The organism is Phaeobacter porticola (genome assembly GCF_001888185.1).
Taxonomy (GTDB): Bacteria; Pseudomonadota; Alphaproteobacteria; order Rhodobacterales; family Rhodobacteraceae; genus Phaeobacter; species Phaeobacter porticola.
Map to the genome: position 1 here is coordinate 166,638 of NZ_CP016365.1, position 16,680 is coordinate 183,317.

Consider the following 16,680-nt stretch of genomic DNA (forward strand, 5'->3'; position numbering starts at 1 on the left):
GTTATTCTATCTTTGCCGGAAGGCTTAGATCACCGGAGGCGATATCAAAAACATCCACAACGCAAAGCAGCGGTGCATGGACATTCGCGTTCACACGCAACGCTGATGTAACACCGTCATAGGCCACACCGGCAAGATTAACATCGCTGCGAAAGCCAACCGTCACCGCGATTTCTGGCCCGTCGAACAAAGGCGTAAATCCCGGACTGTCCAGATAGATCGGCAAGCCCGGCCACGTTGCGGGCAATTTTGGTGTCTCGCCTTCGGCGATATCGCGCACGGCAAGCGCGCCCACCCCGCAAGCGTCTGTCGGGGTCAGAACAACCCAGTGGCTGTGCCACAACAGCCCATCATTGCCGGCGTCCCCATCGTTGTTTTCGTCGATCAAAGGCGTGTCGTCGAAATCGGGGTGGCTGGTTGCCGCCAGCGCAAGAATGCCCGCCCCCTCCTCAAAGCCGACTGCCGATGGGTCAAGCGATGTAGGCCAGACATAGGAGAACACATCTGCGCCGGCTACTGCGCCGACACGCTTGGGAACATCCTCCCCCGCACCACCATTGGTGGTCATATGAAAGGTAACTGTGTTGCCTTTGCGATGTGCGTGGGCTGCCAAGATGTCAAACGACGCCACCTTTTCAGATTCGGCATCAGACAGGATGGCTCCCCTCTGATGCAGGGCATGATTGCCATCGGCAGATACTGTGGTGGCGGCACAAAGGCCGATCAATGTGACAGTTAAGAAACGGGTCATATCAGTCTCCATATCCATTTAATAGCGAGTCGCTACAAAATGGATCCTATTGCAAAATTAATATCGAGTCGATATCAATATCTCATGACTTCTGCTGACCGTATCCGCTCTCTCATCAATCGCTTGGCGCGCATCGACGCGGCTGGCGGATGGGTTGATAACTTAAACCCCGCGCAGTCCGCAGCACTTGATTATCTGGCACGCGCCAACCGCTTTTCCCGAGCGCCATCACATGTTGCGGAGTTCCTGGGCACAACACGCGGAACCATGTCTCAAACGCTCAAGGCATTGGCACGAAAAGGATATATCCGCGAAGATCGGCGATCAGGCGATCAGCGAGCGATTTTCTACACTCTGACAGAGACTGGAAAATCAATCACCCAGACCCCGTCAGAAATTGGCACTGTCTTAGCCGCACTGGACCAGAGTCAGGCGTCAACGTTGGAAACCGCGCTGGACGCGACGTTGCGGAAAGCTTTGCATGTACGCGCCGGGCGCGCATTTGGTCAGTGCAAGACCTGCATCTTTCACAGTGCACGTCCGGATCATGGATATTGTGCGCTGCTCGATCTGCCTCTTCAGCCCGGTGACTCTCACCTAATATGTGTGGAACATAAGGCACCTTCAGATGACACTTCCTGATCTTTCGACCCGTATCGACGGGATCTTCCATGGTTCAGTACAGTCCCCATGGCCGGATCAACCCGCCTCAGCCATCCACAAGACGCGTGTCGATGGGATACAGCGCATTGATATCGAGGGCTTCATTGGTGATCTTCAGGCCGATTTAACGGTCCATGGTGGGGTCGATAAAGCGATCCACCATTACGCCAGCGATCACTACGGCCTTTGGCAGCGCGAAGGGGAAATTCCCTCGACAGTCACGCCCGCCGCGTTCGGCGAGAACATCGCTAGCGTTGGCATGACAGAGGACACCCTCTGTATTGGGGACATCCTGCGCTTGGGAACGGCCACCGTTCAGATCAGCCAAGGGCGGCAGCCATGTTGGAAATTAGGCCGCTATTCTGAGAATAAGAAGATGCCTTACCTGTTTCAGAAAACTGGGCGCACTGGGTGGTATTATCGCGTGCTTGAACCAGGCGCGGCCCAAACCCATGACGAGATCCGCCTGATTGAACGGCGCAATCCTGGTTGGTCTGTCCAGCGTGTGACGCAAGCCCGTCTGACGCGCAAAGTCTCAGCCGACGACGCAGGTTTTCTAGCCGAAATGGACGACCTCGCCGCCGGATGGCGCAATGCCTTTGCACGGATGGCGTGCGGCGATACCGACGAAGACACCACCGCCCGCCTGACCGGATCAGCAAGCAGCGCAACTCCGCTTCGGCAGGGTTAGCCGCTACTTTCCCTTGATTTTAACTGTATAACGTGTCCGTGCCCCCGCCGGTGGCGGCGGGAACGGACCTGCGCGGCGAACCTGCGCCAAGGCAATTGCGTCCAGTTTCGCCGAACCGGAGCTTGCAGAAATTGTTACAGAGGCAATGCTGCCGCTTGCTGAAATGGCGAACCGGACAACCGCCGTGCCACGGATGTTCACGCGCTGCCGTTTGGCCCGTTGGATACGGCGCAACACCTGGCCCCGGTAATTGTCAGCAGCGGCATTGCCCTGCTGCTTTGCCTGACCCGTCTGACGCAGGGCCCGACCACCTGCAGGTTCGGCGCGACCCTCCGCCCGCCCCTTCGTGCTCGCCTGATCGCTATTTCCCCGCACCTCCGGTTGGGTCGCCTCCCTTGCAGGCGATTGCTTCTGCTCTGGCGTGGGCTTCAAAGGCCGAGGTCGCGCGGCCTTGGGTCGCGGCGCGGCTTCGACGGTCTGGCTCGGTCTGTTGATTGGCACAACTGCCTTGGCCAGGCGAGGTTCTGCAGGGACAACGGTTGGTGCAGATCGGGCCACCTGCTGCGTCTTTGGTGATGGTTTGACTGGCTGTCTTACCACCGGTTTCGACGGCGCCAGATGGGTTGCATCAACACTACGGATCAGGCTGTCGCTGCTTTTGGCGGGCACCAACCCAACTGCGAGATCCGCGAACGAGGTTCCGGCAGCCGCCATAGCAGTATTGCCACCAATCTGCTGTGCAGGAGCAGGACCGAACAACGCTGCCAGACTACCATGGGCCGTCACCGCAAGGCACAGTGCCGCCAATGCGACGACCGGTGACCTAGGTATACTAGGCCCAGTCACGGCAACGCCCTTTCCGACACCACCATCACCCGCCCTGCCCCTGCGGTGCGTAGTTCATTCGCAATGGACACGAGGCTTCGGGCAGGAAGCTTGCGATCTGGAACGATGCGAACAATGGCGCGCTCTGCCACTGACAACGTCGCCAGATAGTCCGCAGCGTTTGCAACGATCTCACCGCGCAGACGCAATACTCCATCCGCATGGATAACCATAGCATCGGGCGGTTCGCGACCAATGATATCCTCAGCCTCAATCAACTCAACGTCACCATCCAAAGGCAGCGCTAGTGTGCCTGCGATCATGAAAAAGATCAGCATTAGGAAAACGATATTGATCAACGCGATCGTCGGCTCCTTTGAAGGCGGCTTGACCATCACCGTTCGTATCAACTCAACACCATCGCTTGCAGTCCTTCGACGTGACGCAGTGCCGATAACAAATCAATCAGCTGTTGTGACGTGGCCTCAGCCGAGGAACTAACCAACGCCAGATGGCCACGACCATCCTGCGGTTGCAGCGAAATAAGCTCCCCGAGACGGCTTAACTCGACAGGTTGACCGTTCAGGGTGATCTCTTTCGAACTAAGTTGAAGAAAAAGCATTTGGCGGTCATCCCCACCTGCCCCCTCTGCGGCAGACGTCAGCTCTATCTCGCCAAATTTTGAAAAGGTCGATGTCAACATGAAGAACAGCAACAGCAGAAAGATCACATCAATCAACGAAGTCAGCGACAGGCGCTTGCGGGGCGGGCCTTTGACGTTAACCGGCATGGACCGCTCGCACATCTTCCAGTGGATTGGTCTCGGCACGTGTGGGAGCCGATCGATTGTTAGACTGCTGGTCTCCCCGCATCGGGGCAAACACAATCCGCAGCGCTCTGTTGGCAAAGACCCGTTCACGCTGCATACGCGCACTCAGCCAATTCAGAACAAGCGATGTCGGCATTGCTACAGCGAGCCCCGCTGCTGTTGTCAACAAAGCCACCCAGATCCCGCCGGCCAACAGCGACGGGTCTACCGAAGATCCGGCCGCCTGAAGTTGCTGAAACGCCTCGATCATGCCTAACACAGTACCGAACAACCCCAGCAACGGCGCAAGCTGTGCCACCACATCCAAAGTGCCAAGCCCCCGTTCCAGCTTGGAAAACCCCGTCTCGGCCTCGGCATCAGCACGGGCAATTTGCATCGGGTCACCGCCGCCATCCAACGCCTGCCGAAGCACCGGTGCGAGATAAGATTTGCTCTGCGCCAGATGTCTGCGCGCCAAATCAGGCTCGCCCGAGTCAAGTGACCGTAAGGCTGCAGTCAACGCGCGATGTACACCCACGCGTGCCGCCCGATATTGCCAGATCTTGTAGAACACCATCGCCGCCGTCAGAACAGATATCCCCAGCAACAGCAGGACCACCGGTCCACCCAGATCCAATACTCTACGCAGTGTGTCGCCAATCATGCTCATCCTGCTAACTCCATTGCTTTGGTAGTGAGTGTCAGACCACGACTACAAGCACCTTCAGGAAGACCCTCCCCCTGGCAAGTCTCGGCACCATTTATCAGTACCCGGCTAATGTCGGAGCAAGACATCGGAAATTGGAACTGCCGCACGCGCAGGCGCCCGGCAGGAAGATCCTGAAAATCAAGAAGCGTGAGTTGTGACACTTGTCCCGCCGCATCAAACAGAACGGTTTCAAACACTGCTTGGGCCACGTCCATTTGATGCCCGTTCTGGGCAACAAACGACAGCAAGCAGCTATGGCCATCGGCCTGCGCAGCGCTGAGTTCAATTGACAGCGCCGCTGGGGCTGCTGTTGGCACCGTTTCTGCTGCAATGCCTGCTGGCCACAATGAACCCATCAGCGCAAAACCAGCCAGCACAGTTCGAAGAGTAACCCGTGCTTGACGACAGGCGGGTATCGAATTCAACATCTCATACCTCTTGGATAATCTCTACGATCAGAACGTCTTAGCCAGGGTCAGCTTGACACTGCGCCCGGCGGCATCGCGGGAGTAAAGGCTTGGCCGGTAGCTGCGATCAAAGGCATTTTCGATACCGACGCGAATTTCGGTGCCTTCGAAAACACCCTTCTGTGGCCTATAGGTGGCACGCAGATTGTGTACACCGTAGCCCGCCACCGCAGAACCGGATGCATCCAGGCCGGGCTTCGCCGCCGCCAACTCCCAGCTCAGGTCCCAAGTCTGGCCGATACGTTTGCCAAGAGTCAGTCGCAGGTCATCCGCTGGCCGGTTGCGCCAGCGCGCTGTCCGTCCACCTTGATGTTCGGTCCCATCGGCAATATTGGCGTTCAGATCGGCATAATACCCAGCGCCGTGGGAATAGCTTGCCTCAATCTCCACACCCTCGGTTTCGACCTTATCAAGCGGCTCAAACGATCTGCTTGCCGGACTGAAATTCGTGTAGGATGTGATATCCCAAAGTTTGCTATGATAGTAGTTTACCTTTAGCGACAGACTGTCATTATCGCTGAAAACATCAGTGACTGCGTATGAGGCACCGATCTCATAGGTATGGGCTCGCTCGGGCTGGGTCATGTAGGTCGCGTTACCAAGATCATCAATGATCGGCAGGCTCTCGGTGTAGGCAGCACTGCCAAACAAGGCCAGCCCAGAGTCAAATTCGTAACGCAGAGACAGCCCTCCCATGAGGGCAGAGTTGTCAAAGCTGGTTGAGCCGTCATGCGCCTCAATATCCTGTGTTTCATAGCGCAGCGCCGGAGTTACCGTCCAATGACCTCCAATAGAGATCTCATCAACGGCAAAAACCGCAATGCGATCATCCGTGCCACCGGGAGCAGAGGATGCGTCCAACCGGTCCCGGCGGATGATTTCAAGCCCGGCGCGCAGATCATGTGAGGCCACGCCGGTGTTGAAAAACATGGAATTCTTGATCGATAGTTTGGTTGTCTCATAGCGGTGGTCCGCATCTTGGGTCGCACTGCTGAACGGTGACCCAACAGGGCCACTGCGTGCACAATTTGGATCGTTACGCACGACACCACCATCGTCGCAGAATGCACTACCCGAGATATAGCGCTGCTCAATCTCTTGATCCGCATATGTCAGATTCACATCCAGATTGATCAGATCATTGCCAACCGGGGACCATTGATAACGCAGGCCTGCCACCCGATTATCAATACGTCGATCAACCCGGCCAAAGCTTGTGCTGGTGGTTCCAAAAGCATCATAAGGCGCGTCTTTTTCATCCACCTCACTCTGGTTTAGCGAAGCGGTCAGCGCATGTTCCTGCGCATCACCGAAGCTGTATTTCGCTTTCACCAGGAAGGACGGCATGCGCGATTGGGTATTGGTCACTTCATTGCCATGACCATCGTCGTAATTTTCGCTATCGCGTAGAGTATAGTTCAGCAGGAACTCGAAATTATCGGTCGGCTGCCAAGCCAGAATCGTTGACGTGGCAAAACCAGATCCATTGCTAACTGCCTGCAAAGTTTGACGCAGCCTCAGGCCAATTTCGCCATTGGTAAAGTCAGATGCATCCTTTGTCTCTAGCTGTACCACCCCACCGATAATGCCTGATCCGTATTCAAAGCTGCCCACAGTCCCTCGTAAGACTGAAACGCCTCGGTAAAGTTCTGGATCGGTGAACAGCTGTGTGCCAATCCTATACAGCTCTTCTGATCCGGTGCTCGCCCCATCTACAATCACCGCGACCTTCTGATCAGTGCCAAAGCTGCTTGTCGCGCCAAAGCCCCGGATATTGACCCCAGCCCCTTTGGGCGTATTGCCGTTGACCAGCGACACCCCAGGCACGGAATCGATCAATTCTGCGACTGTACCCGCTTGGCGGTCGTCTATTTCTTCCTGATTGATGACGGTAATCGGCGTGGCGATGCCAACCTGCACCTCTCGTTTACCCTGGCCCAGCTCAACAGTGCCCAGAAAATCATCACCCAATTCATCCAATTGCTGCGCCACCGCCGACCCAGTGCTGGCCATCAGGCCAAGCACGGAAACCGTGCCCCAATAACGCCAACCTCGCTGGTGTTGCCCCATTTCACATCCCTTGCATCTGTCATTCGTTCAAACCGGATGCTTGCGTCGGGGCTGGCGCGGTCGGTATTTGTTGCGGTGTAACGGAATTTCAATTTCCGCTTGAGGCTCATAATAAAGCCGACTAAAACAGTCAACATAAATTACCAGGCTGCGAACCGCAGTAGCCAGCCAGCGCATGGACCCCCATCGCAGTGCCAGCCCGTATCACAGATCCCAATCTGAAAGGGCTAACATGACACCTCGGGCATCTATGCTCCCCGCTGAAATCCGCACCGCGCGTGCTGAAATCGCCAGCCTGCGTGACCGCGACTTTGCCGATAAGTTCCAGATTTCCGAAGCGCAACTGGTTGCCGCATATATTGGCGAAGGCGTCACACGGATCACTGCTGCGCCAGACGATCTGATACCGCGTATCTGCGATCTGGGCGAGGTGATGGCGCTGACCCGAAACGCCTCTTGCGTGATTGAAAAAGTCGGCACTTACGAGAATTATCATTCGGGTCAGCATGCCTCAATGGTCCTGACCGAGGCCATCGACCTTCGCCTGTTCCCACGCCATTTCATATCAGCTTTCGCGGTAGTGCGACCTGGCGATAACGGCCTTAAACGTTCGATCCAAATCTTTGATGCCGCAGGCGACGCTGTACATAAGGTGCATCTACGCGACTCCTCTAATGTAGATGCATTTAACAGGCTGGTACGGGATCTTGCGGTCGAGGATCAAAGCCAAGAACACGCAGTTGAAGTCCGCAAACCGACCGAAGCCGCCAAGGCCGATCCTGAAAAGGCAGATCTCTTGCGCGCCGAATGGGCAAAAATGACGGACACGCATCAGTTTATGCGTCTCACCTCCAAACTGAAAATGAACCGCCTCGGCGCCTATCGCATCGCTGGCGAACCGTTCGTCCGCGCGCTTGCGCCCGAAGCCGTAAACACCATGCTACACTCAGTGCGAGATGAGACCGTCGAGGTGATGATCTTTGTCGGCAACATGGGCTGCATTGAGATCCACGGCGGCCCGGTTAAGAACCTGCGTAACATGGGGCCTTGGCAGAATATTCTCGACCCCGGTTTTGATCTGCATCTACGCTTGGACCACATCGCCGAGGTTTGGGCCGTCAACAAGCCCACCCAACGTGGCGACGCGGTGTCTGTAGAAGCTTTCGACGCCGAGGGCGGATTGATCCTGCAGGTGTTTGGTCGCCGAACGGATGCCAAGGATCATCGCCCGGCATGGAATGCCCTTGTTGCAGATCTCGCCTCACTTGCGATCGCGGAACCCGCCGAATGAGCCGTTTTGTAAAATTTGCCACCGCTCTAAATCTAGCCCTGTTGTCAGTCTTTGCCGCAGAGGTTTCACTAGCTGGCGATGAGAAACGCGTTGTCACAGTTGGTGGTTCACTGACCGAAATCGTCTACGCACTTGGTCAAGAAAACCGCTTGATCGCTCGCGACACCACGTCTTCCTTTCCCCCTCAGGTGCTCAACCTGCCAGATATCGGCTACGCCCGCGCGCTGTCGCCCGAAGGGGTGTTATCCGTATCCCCCGATCTGATCATCGCCATCGAAGGCGCAGGCCCGCCCGAGACACTGGATGTTCTCAAGGCCGCCGACGTCACCTATGTCAGCGTGCCAGAAGCCTACACCGCAGAGGGAATCCGCACCAAAATCCTGACTGTGGGCAAAGCCCTAGGCCAAGACACCTCAGCTGCGGTATTGGCCGCCAAAGCCATGGCAGAGTTGAGTGAAGCACGACAGACCGCAGCCCAGGCCGCAATGCAATACAGCAAACCAAAGAAGGTCTTGTTTGTACTCTCCACGGCGGGTGGGCGGATCATGGCCGGAGGTGACAATACCGCTGCCGCAGGCATCATAGCGCTCGCCGGTGGCGTAAATGCGGCCGCCGGGTTTGATGGCTACAAACCCATGACCGACGAGGCAATTGCCGTTGCTGCCCCGGATGTCATCCTGATGATGGAGCGTTCCGGCGATCATGACACCGCCCCACAGGACCTGCTGGCGCTACCTGCTATTGCGCCGACCCCCGCCGCAGAAGCTGGTGCTGTGATCCGTATGGACGGGCTGAAACTGCTCGGTTTTGGTCCACGGACGGCAACGGCAGTCTCTGATTTAGCAACGGCATTATATGGCACAGGGTCGTAACATGACGCTTGCAACAGATGGCATGTTGGCACCCGCGACGGTGCTAGATCGACGGATCAAAGCCCGCCGCCTAACAGGGTTACTGGTCCTAGTGCTGGCAGCCACCGCGCTGATGTCCCTTGGGTGGGGCGCATCCGGCACCTCGCTTTGGGCTGCAATTCACGATCTGATGGCGGGTCGCACGCTCAGCCGTCTGGACCAGATTGTGCTGTTTGACATTCGCCTTCCGCGAATGATCATGGGGGTCCTTGTCGGCAGTGCGCTGGCGATTTCAGGCACTGTCATGCAAGGTCTGTTTCGCAACCCGCTGGCAGATCCGGGCATTGTCGGCGTCAGCGCCGGCGCCGGTCTGGCCGCGATTTCTGCAATTGTCTTGGGCGCGATGCTGCCGCCAGCGATACAACAGGCCACCAGCAGCTATCTTGTTTCGATCTCTGCCTTTATCGGCAGTTGGCTCACTATTCTTCTGCTCTATCGTGTCTCGACACGAAGCGGGCAGACCTCAGTCGCGACAATGTTGCTGGCCGGCATCGCCCTTGGCGCGCTGGCCGGTGCTGCTGCGGGCCTGCTGATCTACATCGCTGATGACAATCAGCTGCGCGATCTCACCTTTTGGGGCATGGGGTCGCTCGCAGGCGCCACTTGGTCCAAGGTTCTGGCCGCGACGCCAGTGATCTGTCTTGGCCTTGTGGTGACCCCATTTCTGGCCCGAGGATTAAACGGATTGGCGCTTGGTGAAGCCGCTGCCGAACATACTGGCATTCCGGTGCAGCGCGTAAAAAACACCGCCATATTTGCTGTCTCGGCAGCCACGGGGGCCGCCGTTGCAGTCTCAGGTGGCATTGGCTTTGTGGGTATTGTGGTACCACATCTCCTGCGCCTCGCCACGGGACCGGATCACCATAGCCTATTGCCAAATTCGGCACTTCTTGGGGCGAGTTTGCTGCTCGCCGCCGACATGATTTCGCGTACCATCATCTCCCCGGCAGAGCTGCCGATCGGCATCGTTACCGCAGTCCTGGGTGCGCCGGTATTTTTGTGGATCCTGTTGCGCCGTTTTGGCGGTAGCACCCTGTGAAGGACACTGCCATGCTCACCATGTTCAGAACGCCCGTCAAACAATCCGACACTGCAAGGCCAATCACCCCTGTAGCGGGGCCTTGGCCAATTTCGACGCTCGCCGCGACCGGTCTAAGGGTCCGACTTGGCCAACGAGACATTCTGCAAGGGGTCGATTTCACCGCTCGCTCGGGTGAGGTCACCGCCATTGCCGGGCCAAACGGGTCGGGCAAGACAACACTACTGCGCGCCATCACTGGAGAGATCCCATTCGAGGGCCATATTTTTCTAAACGGGCACAACACAGCGACGATGAAACCTCAAGAGCTGGCCGCGATCCGCGCAGTTCAGCCACAGTCGGCGACCATCGCCTTTCCGTTTACCGTGCTAGAAATCGTCCGGCTGGGCCTCTCTGCCGGTTTATCGGCAGCACAAACCGAACTGCCGTTGAAGGCGTTGCAGGCCGTAGACCTGGCAAACCATGCCAATCGGTTCTACCAAGATTTATCCGGCGGAGAGCAACAGCGGGTCCAGCTGGCGCGGGTCTTGACGCAAGTCTGGCAGCCAGTGGTCGACGGGCAACCGCGCTGGTTGATCTTGGACGAACCCGTTGCCAGCCTCGATATCGGCCATCAGTTTACCGTCATGGATCTGGTCCGCCGATACGCTGAACAGGGCGGCGGCGTTGTCGCGGTGATGCATGATCTGAACCTGACCGCGATGTTCGCCGACCAAATCACATTGGTTCATCGTGGACGCATCGCCGCCAAAGGGTGTCCGCAGGAGGTGTTGACCGACCAGACATTACGCGATGTCTACGACAGTCCCGTGCCGGTCAATACACTTCCGCCAAACGACCTGCCGTATCTGTTACCACAAGCACGCAGTCAGACAACCCGGTGACCAGATCAACCCGAGGCGACCATAATAGCCGCTTCGGACAGGCCTGTTTCAACTCGCCTGATACTGCGGGGTCGATGCAAGAAACTGTCCATAAGCCGTTGCGTCAGGTGGTGCGAACTGCTCCGTCAAGGGATTTTTGCGTTTTCGGATGCGCGCGCCCATATCCGCCAATAGCTCATCGAAATGCTTGAAATGAAACGGTGCCGAACATAGCCCGCCGTAAACCTGTGCTGCCGGACGCTCGCGCCGACGCCAGTTCAACATCATCTCGATACTGCGTTCCATTTCGGCTCGGTTGGGTTGGTGCGCCAGCTTGCCATCAGCATAACGCACCAGCCAATTGGCGATCATCTCAGCAGACAGAACCGTGCAGAAGCTAGAGTTGAACCCGACAAAACCCATGTCCGGCAGATCCGGGTTTACTGACAGGCGATAGACCCGGTACTGGCCGTCGTCCTCAATCAGTTTGTCGCGGTATTCCTTTGCCAGATAGGGCACACCCAGCTTCCAACCTACCGCCAGAATGGCTACATCGCAGGGCACCACCTCTCCAGTGCTCAGCCTTAACCCCTCCTCCTGGTAGCTTTCAAACGTGCCAATCACCGGTTTGATACTACCATCGTTCAGCCCTTCAAACAGGCCCGGTGTCACAATCGGTACAGAGCATGAGACCTCTTTTTCAATGGGCGTAGAGGGGACCATATTGTGTTTCTTCAGGCCAAGTTGAAGCTTCAGCAACGTCTCCAAGCCGCGAAAGTTAGCCCAAACCAAGGGTTTCAGCGCCGCTGCGATGACCCGCTGCACAGGCGTCTTACCCCATTGATTGAATTGCTGTTCCTGCGCCCGCATGTAGAGCAGTTTCTTAAAATTGATGCCGCCGACAAAATATGGCACCCTCCACACATTCTCGCGGTAGACCAGTCGAACAGACCGAGCGCCGCTCTTGGCGGCATTAACCGCAATATCGGTGGCCGATTTGGAACCGCCAAGCACCACAACATCCTTGCCGGCCATCAGGCTGGGGTCGGTATAGTCCGACGAATGCATTACCTGACCTCCGCGCGCGACAAAGGAATCTTGACCGGGGTGGGTAATGATATTTCGCTCAGAAAACTGGCCGGTACACACAGCAACAAAGTCGAAATTCTCTTCCCATGTACGCCCTGCCGCCGTGATTGTTAGCGTCCATCCGGGTTTACCGTCCTTGCGTCGCTGCATCGCTGTGATGGATGTACCGAGCCGGAACAGCCGCGCCAGACGGTGTTTGTCTGCATAAGAATGCAGATAGGCATGGACCTGTGGCCCTTTGGGCCATTCCGGATACTCCTGTGGCATTGGATGGTCGGTGTAGCAATACAGATCCTTCGGTGATTGCGTCTGCACATCCGGGTATGAGCGCGACAGCTCCCACACTCCACCGAAATCATGACTGCGTTCAAAGCCAATCACCCTGTGACCTCGTTCGTCAAAGGCCTTGGCAGCTGCCAACCCACTAACGCCGCCACCAATGACAGCAACCATTTTGCGTTTCGCCATTTCTGTTCTCCCCTCTTGGCCCATCTCCCCGACAGACCGATCTGTCCCCTTAGTGGCGTGCCATGGGCGGACTCGCTCGCTGGTCTGCGATGCCCATGGCCATGCCTTGCGCGATCAGGTCTCGGCGGGAGGTGGCAGGAAATCCACTTCGTGCAGGGCAGACAGGCGCACCAATTCTGCAGGGTCGGTTACGCCGTCCAGTTCTATGAACAGGTCGAACAGCTTGCGCGCCGGAGCAACGCCAAAAATGCAATGCGCCTCGGCACCAGACCGATTAAAGATGGCATGGGCTTCTCCCTTAGGCATACGCACGGTATCCCCTGGCCCAGCTTGGTGAACATCACCCAGAAACTCTACCTCCAACGCCCCGGATAGAACGCTGATCCACTCATCTTGGGTTGGATGCACATGCGGCGGCACAAACGTGTCGGCCGGCAATATTGCATCCCAAATAAAGGCATCGTTGCTGAGCAGTTTGGGCACGTAAGTTTGCCCGACAACTGTCCACGACATGCCTTGAACGCCATCACTTGCCTTGGTTATTCCTTTTTCCATCACTACTTCCTCCCTGAAACTGATCTGTGGTGCCCAGCCTGCACCGGCACGCCAAAACCGGTTATCCAAAAAACGAACCGTTCTGCCCGAAAAATAGTTGAGGCTTGAAATGCCTATGAGGAGAGCTAAGCTGGAACCGCCTGACTTGGAGGCAAGATGACCATCGCAGACCACGCAAAATCTGCTGAGTATCTGAGCAATCATCCGCTGCTGCGCACCGGGGATCTGGATGAGGCACGCCATAGCGTCGGGAAAAAATTCTGTGATCACCGCCTGGATATCGCACAGCGGCGCCTGAAGTTGGCGGTACGTCACAACCACGTTGCCGGCCGGCACAGTTCGATCAACTATCTGCATTACGGTGCCGAAGTAACCATCGACCCTGGCATGTTAGGCTCGTTCTACCTGTTACAAATCCCGCTTTCGGGTCGCGCCAGCGTGCAGCATCGGGGGGCAGAAATCTTCGCCGACGCGCGGACTGCAACCTTACTGAACCCAGACCGAGAAACCACAATGCGGTGGAGTGGTGAGTGTCGCAAGCTGTTGTTGCAACTCGACCGCAGCTATCTGGAAGCCGTCGCTCAGCAGCTAATCGGAGCAGAACTGCCGGGACCGATTAGATTTGCCAGCAATGTCGATCTTGTTTCCGAAGGCGGGCGGCGCGTTCGTCAGATGGTCTGTGCCTGCGTGCAGGCGGCTGAGGCTGGCGAACTGTTTCAGGGCAATATCAGCGGCTCGGACATTCGGGTTGAACAAGATCTGGCCTTGGAGCTGTTGACCAGACTGCCGAGCAACATCTCACATATCATCGAGCGAGCCGATCATGGCAGTTTGCCCCGCGGCATTCGTGCGGCAATCGACTATATCCATGCCCATCTCAGAGATTCGGTGCAATTGAGCGACATAGCAGCCCACGCGGACATGAACATTCGCACTCTGCAGAAAGGGTTTCAACGCAGTTGCGGTCAGAGCCCAATGCAGGTTTTACGGAACGCGCGATTGGATGCTGCGCATTACCAACTGATGGCCCAACAAGATAAATCCGACGTGACCACCGCCGCTTTTTCCAACGGCTTTTCGCACCTTGGCCGCTTTGCCCGCGACTACAAGATTCGATTTGGCCATTCTCCCAGCCAGACCGCTCAAGGCAAAATCGGCAAATAGACCCGTCTTGTCAGTCGCAGGAACGGTGGCTAAACCTCGCTCAGATTGTCACCAGATTAACACGTCGCCCAAAATACACCAGCTTGCCCAAGGATCCAGATGTCAACCGGTCAGCCCAAACCAACAAGGTTAGAGACCACTGCAAAACGGCGTCAACAGATCCTTGAAGCCGCCGTTATGTGTTTTCTTGAAAATGGATATCATCAGACCGGCGTGCGCGATATCGCGACCCGCGCAGGGGTAAGCCTGGGCAATCTCTACAATCATTTTCCCGGAAAACATGATGTTCTGGTTGAGATCGCGGCCCTCGAGGAGCGAGAGCTTGAGCCCTTTGTCACCGCGCTGTCGCAACCGCGTGCCCCGCTGATACTGCTCGATACATTTGTGAAAACTTACGCCAGATACCTCGCCGTTCCTGAAAATGTCATCCTGGGGCTGGAAATCACCGGCGAAGCCATTCGCAAGCCTGACATTGCCGAGTTGTTCCTGACCAATCGCAACCTCTTGGTTGCAGCACTCGCCAAGGTTCTAGAACGCGGCGTGCACGCAGGTGACATGCGTGATGATCTGGTGCCCCAGGACACAGGCCAGATGATTTTAGAGGTCATCGAAGCCAGCGCCTATCGCAGCGTTCTGGAAAATGTGCCTCTGCGCCGGGTCCGTGGGAGCTTGCGAGACTTCATTGCCGCTGCAGTACGGGCCTGATCCAATCCAGATACGCCACACCATTCATGTGACGTAGATCGGTTGGTAACGGACAGTGACCCCTGATATTACGGTCTCCATTCCCGTTGAAGGCCAGCTGCGACCACGGCCAAAGTGGGCCAAGATGCGCATCACACGTAGTGGCGCGCATCTCTTGCCAATTCGTCAGGTCAACCTTTGGCGCAGTTGAGGCACCCGCGATAGGATGAGCAAATCCAATAGTAGCACAGTCAGTAGTGCCAGCCCGGCCATCGGAAATGCCATGGATACGGCGAGCCCGACAAACACTGCCCCCCGCCAAAGCGGAAGCTCCTTGGGCATCGGCGGCGCAGACAGTCGGCGTGCTTTGACCGGACGACGCTTCCACCAAAGCACCACAGCACTCACACAAAGGAACAGCACGGAAACACAGACAAGCGTGTTTGCCAGAACGCTCCAAAGGCCCAGCGTTCCCATATGCAAAGCAATCCCAACAGCCATGGCTTTGCCCGCCCAAGAATAGTCGGCAAACTGCACATCTGCGAGGATCTTACCGGTATGGCGGTCGATGTGGACAGTGCGGTCAGAGGTTGGATTGTTGCTGTCCGTGCTCATGGAATCCCGACTGAGGGTCCAAACTCCGCTGTCGTTGCGTGGGACACTTAGTTGATATCGCCCAGCAAAACCGATCTGACGCGCCAACGCATCTACACTGTCGAGATCGACGGGCATATCTGCAATTCCGATCACCCCAGCGTCGCTGCCCGAGGCAGGCATCGGGGTTTGCTCCAGCGCCCACGGCACCTCGCGACGCGCATGATCCATACTGGCGTGGGTGTCATCGGAAAGCGGTACGTTATCCCATTTTTCTGCGGGGAACTGGCTCCAGGCCTGCACCATCTTGCCGCCCCAGATACCAGCCCAAGCAAGGCCGGAGACGAGAAACAAGACAAGGAACAAAGAAACCCAGATGCCCGTTACACCATGCAGGGATTTCCACAGGCTGCGCCCGTGGCCTGGGCTTGGCAACAAGGCCCGACGCCATCCAATCGTGCGCGGCCACCACATGTATAGACCCGTCGCAATCAGCACGAGACTAAGAGACGCAGCCGTTTCCAACAGTCGGTCTCCGGTAACACCAAGCATCAGATCGCTGTGCAACCCGTCAGCAAAATCATACCACCCACTGCGGCGTGGGAATGTTTCAACAACCTTCGCTGTGTAGGGATCAACCGCAACCATGATCGCATCACCATTGTGATCTACACGAAACAATGCTGCCAGATCTGCCTCTCGCGGGGCCACATATTGTCTCAGTACTCCATCAGGGACGGTCGTCAGTGCGGCATCGGCTTGCACCGAAAGCGGTACCGCCTGCGCTTGCTGGACCACGGCGGTCAGTTCGCCGTCGCGCCCGTCAATCCAGGCGATCCACAGCATGGCAAGACCAGTCAAAGCCAAAGCTGTAAGAAACGGGATGACAAACAGACCAGTGTAGAAATGCCACCTCCAGGCAGCGAAATACAGTTTTTGCGCGCGGCCTTCCGGCTGCGCGAGGGATTGAGACAGATTCATAAATTGGCTCCAGGCCGTTAGCTCTGGCATTTTGACAGAGCGGACATTTCATTGACG

18 protein-coding genes are annotated in these 16,680 nt (G+C 56.8%); 8 read left to right on the forward strand and 10 right to left on the reverse strand.

The window, feature by feature from the left end:
* Position 1 precedes the first annotated feature (1 nt).
* Positions 2–751 carry a hypothetical protein gene (locus PhaeoP97_RS18255; RefSeq protein WP_072506731.1) on the reverse strand — a complete coding sequence of 250 codons (750 nt, stop codon included), beginning with the start codon at positions 749–751 and terminating at the stop codon, positions 2–4.
* Positions 752–790: 39 nt separating this feature from the next.
* Here PhaeoP97_RS18255 and PhaeoP97_RS18260 point away from each other — a divergent pair, with 39 nt between their 5' ends.
* Both PhaeoP97_RS18260 and PhaeoP97_RS18265 read left to right on the forward strand, forming a co-directional pair.
* Positions 791–1,393 (forward strand): MarR family transcriptional regulator, encoded by a 603-nt coding sequence (locus tag PhaeoP97_RS18260; protein ID WP_237029034.1) that lies wholly within the window; start codon positions 791–793, stop codon positions 1,391–1,393.
* The gene (locus PhaeoP97_RS18265) at positions 1,380–2,105 is read left to right on the forward strand and encodes an MOSC domain-containing protein (RefSeq protein WP_072506676.1); all 726 of its coding nucleotides are present in this window, start codon (positions 1,380–1,382) and stop codon (positions 2,103–2,105) included. The genes PhaeoP97_RS18260 and PhaeoP97_RS18265 overlap by 14 nt, the downstream gene beginning before the upstream one ends.
* Before the next feature lie 3 nt (positions 2,106–2,108).
* On the opposite strand, the gene PhaeoP97_RS18270 is transcribed toward PhaeoP97_RS18265, so the two are convergent.
* Genes PhaeoP97_RS18270 through PhaeoP97_RS18295 form a run of 6 tightly spaced genes read right to left on the reverse strand, consistent with a single transcriptional unit; the run spans position 2,109 to position 6,984 of the window.
* Positions 2,109–2,951 carry a TonB family protein gene (locus PhaeoP97_RS18270; protein ID WP_157891272.1) on the reverse strand — a complete coding sequence of 281 codons (843 nt, stop codon included), beginning with the start codon at positions 2,949–2,951 and terminating at the stop codon, positions 2,109–2,111.
* Entirely contained in the window at positions 2,948–3,289 is a 342-nt protein-coding gene (locus PhaeoP97_RS18275; RefSeq protein WP_420849017.1) for an ExbD/TolR family protein, read from the reverse strand. Before PhaeoP97_RS18275 ends, PhaeoP97_RS18270 begins: the two co-directional genes overlap by 4 nt.
* Positions 3,290–3,336: 47 nt before the next feature.
* Entirely contained in the window at positions 3,337–3,720 is a 384-nt protein-coding gene (locus PhaeoP97_RS18280; protein ID WP_072506679.1) for an ExbD/TolR family protein, read from the reverse strand.
* Entirely contained in the window at positions 3,710–4,408 is a 699-nt protein-coding gene (locus tag PhaeoP97_RS18285) for a MotA/TolQ/ExbB proton channel family protein (RefSeq protein WP_072506680.1), read from the reverse strand. Before PhaeoP97_RS18285 ends, PhaeoP97_RS18280 begins: the two co-directional genes overlap by 11 nt.
* Positions 4,405–4,875 (reverse strand): hypothetical protein, encoded by a 471-nt coding sequence (locus PhaeoP97_RS18290; RefSeq protein ID WP_072506681.1) that lies wholly within the window; start codon positions 4,873–4,875, stop codon positions 4,405–4,407. The genes PhaeoP97_RS18285 and PhaeoP97_RS18290 overlap by 4 nt, the downstream gene beginning before the upstream one ends.
* A 27-nt stretch (positions 4,876–4,902) precedes the next feature.
* Positions 4,903–6,984 carry a TonB-dependent receptor domain-containing protein gene (locus tag PhaeoP97_RS18295; protein ID WP_072506682.1) on the reverse strand — a complete coding sequence of 694 codons (2,082 nt, stop codon included), beginning with the start codon at positions 6,982–6,984 and terminating at the stop codon, positions 4,903–4,905.
* A 232-nt stretch (positions 6,985–7,216) separates the two neighbouring features.
* Between PhaeoP97_RS18295 and PhaeoP97_RS18300 the strand changes: the two genes are divergently transcribed.
* The 4 genes from PhaeoP97_RS18300 to PhaeoP97_RS18315 are packed head-to-tail and all read left to right on the forward strand — an operon-like array spanning position 7,217 to position 11,109.
* Positions 7,217–8,275 (forward strand): hemin-degrading factor, encoded by a 1,059-nt coding sequence (locus PhaeoP97_RS18300; protein WP_072506683.1) that lies wholly within the window; start codon positions 7,217–7,219, stop codon positions 8,273–8,275.
* Complete coding sequence (locus PhaeoP97_RS18305; RefSeq protein ID WP_072506684.1) at positions 8,272–9,147, forward strand: heme/hemin ABC transporter substrate-binding protein; 876 nt, start codon at positions 8,272–8,274, stop codon at positions 9,145–9,147. The genes PhaeoP97_RS18300 and PhaeoP97_RS18305 overlap by 4 nt, the downstream gene beginning before the upstream one ends.
* 1 nt (position 9,148) lies before the next feature.
* Positions 9,149–10,225 carry a FecCD family ABC transporter permease gene (locus PhaeoP97_RS18310; RefSeq protein WP_072506685.1) on the forward strand — a complete coding sequence of 359 codons (1,077 nt, stop codon included), beginning with the start codon at positions 9,149–9,151 and terminating at the stop codon, positions 10,223–10,225.
* An 11-nt stretch (positions 10,226–10,236) separates the two neighbouring features.
* Complete coding sequence (locus PhaeoP97_RS18315) at positions 10,237–11,109, forward strand: heme ABC transporter ATP-binding protein (protein ID WP_237029035.1); 873 nt, start codon at positions 10,237–10,239, stop codon at positions 11,107–11,109.
* 48 nt (positions 11,110–11,157) lie between these two features.
* Here the strand turns inward: PhaeoP97_RS18315 and PhaeoP97_RS18320 are convergent, their stop codons facing one another.
* Together PhaeoP97_RS18320 and PhaeoP97_RS18325 are read right to left on the reverse strand one after the other, a co-directional pair.
* On the reverse strand, positions 11,158–12,645 hold the full coding sequence (locus PhaeoP97_RS18320; RefSeq protein ID WP_072506686.1) for a flavin-containing monooxygenase: 1,488 nt from the start codon (positions 12,643–12,645) through the stop codon (positions 11,158–11,160).
* A gap of 114 nt (positions 12,646–12,759) precedes the next feature.
* Positions 12,760–13,200: a cupin domain-containing protein gene (locus PhaeoP97_RS18325; protein WP_072506687.1), complete on the reverse strand. Its 441-nt coding sequence runs from the start codon at positions 13,198–13,200 to the stop codon at positions 12,760–12,762.
* A gap of 156 nt (positions 13,201–13,356) precedes the next feature.
* Here PhaeoP97_RS18325 and PhaeoP97_RS18330 point away from each other — a divergent pair, with 156 nt between their 5' ends.
* Positions 13,357–14,364 carry an AraC family transcriptional regulator gene (locus tag PhaeoP97_RS18330; protein WP_072506688.1) on the forward strand — a complete coding sequence of 336 codons (1,008 nt, stop codon included), beginning with the start codon at positions 13,357–13,359 and terminating at the stop codon, positions 14,362–14,364.
* 99 nt (positions 14,365–14,463) lie between these two features.
* On the forward strand, positions 14,464–15,069 hold the full coding sequence (locus tag PhaeoP97_RS18335) for a TetR/AcrR family transcriptional regulator (RefSeq protein WP_072506689.1): 606 nt from the start codon (positions 14,464–14,466) through the stop codon (positions 15,067–15,069).
* A gap of 165 nt (positions 15,070–15,234) precedes the next feature.
* Here PhaeoP97_RS18335 and PhaeoP97_RS18340 read toward each other — a convergent pair whose 3' ends face one another.
* Complete coding sequence (locus tag PhaeoP97_RS18340) at positions 15,235–16,623, reverse strand: PepSY-associated TM helix domain-containing protein (protein WP_072506733.1); 1,389 nt, start codon at positions 16,621–16,623, stop codon at positions 15,235–15,237.
* Positions 16,624–16,680 lie beyond the last annotated feature (57 nt).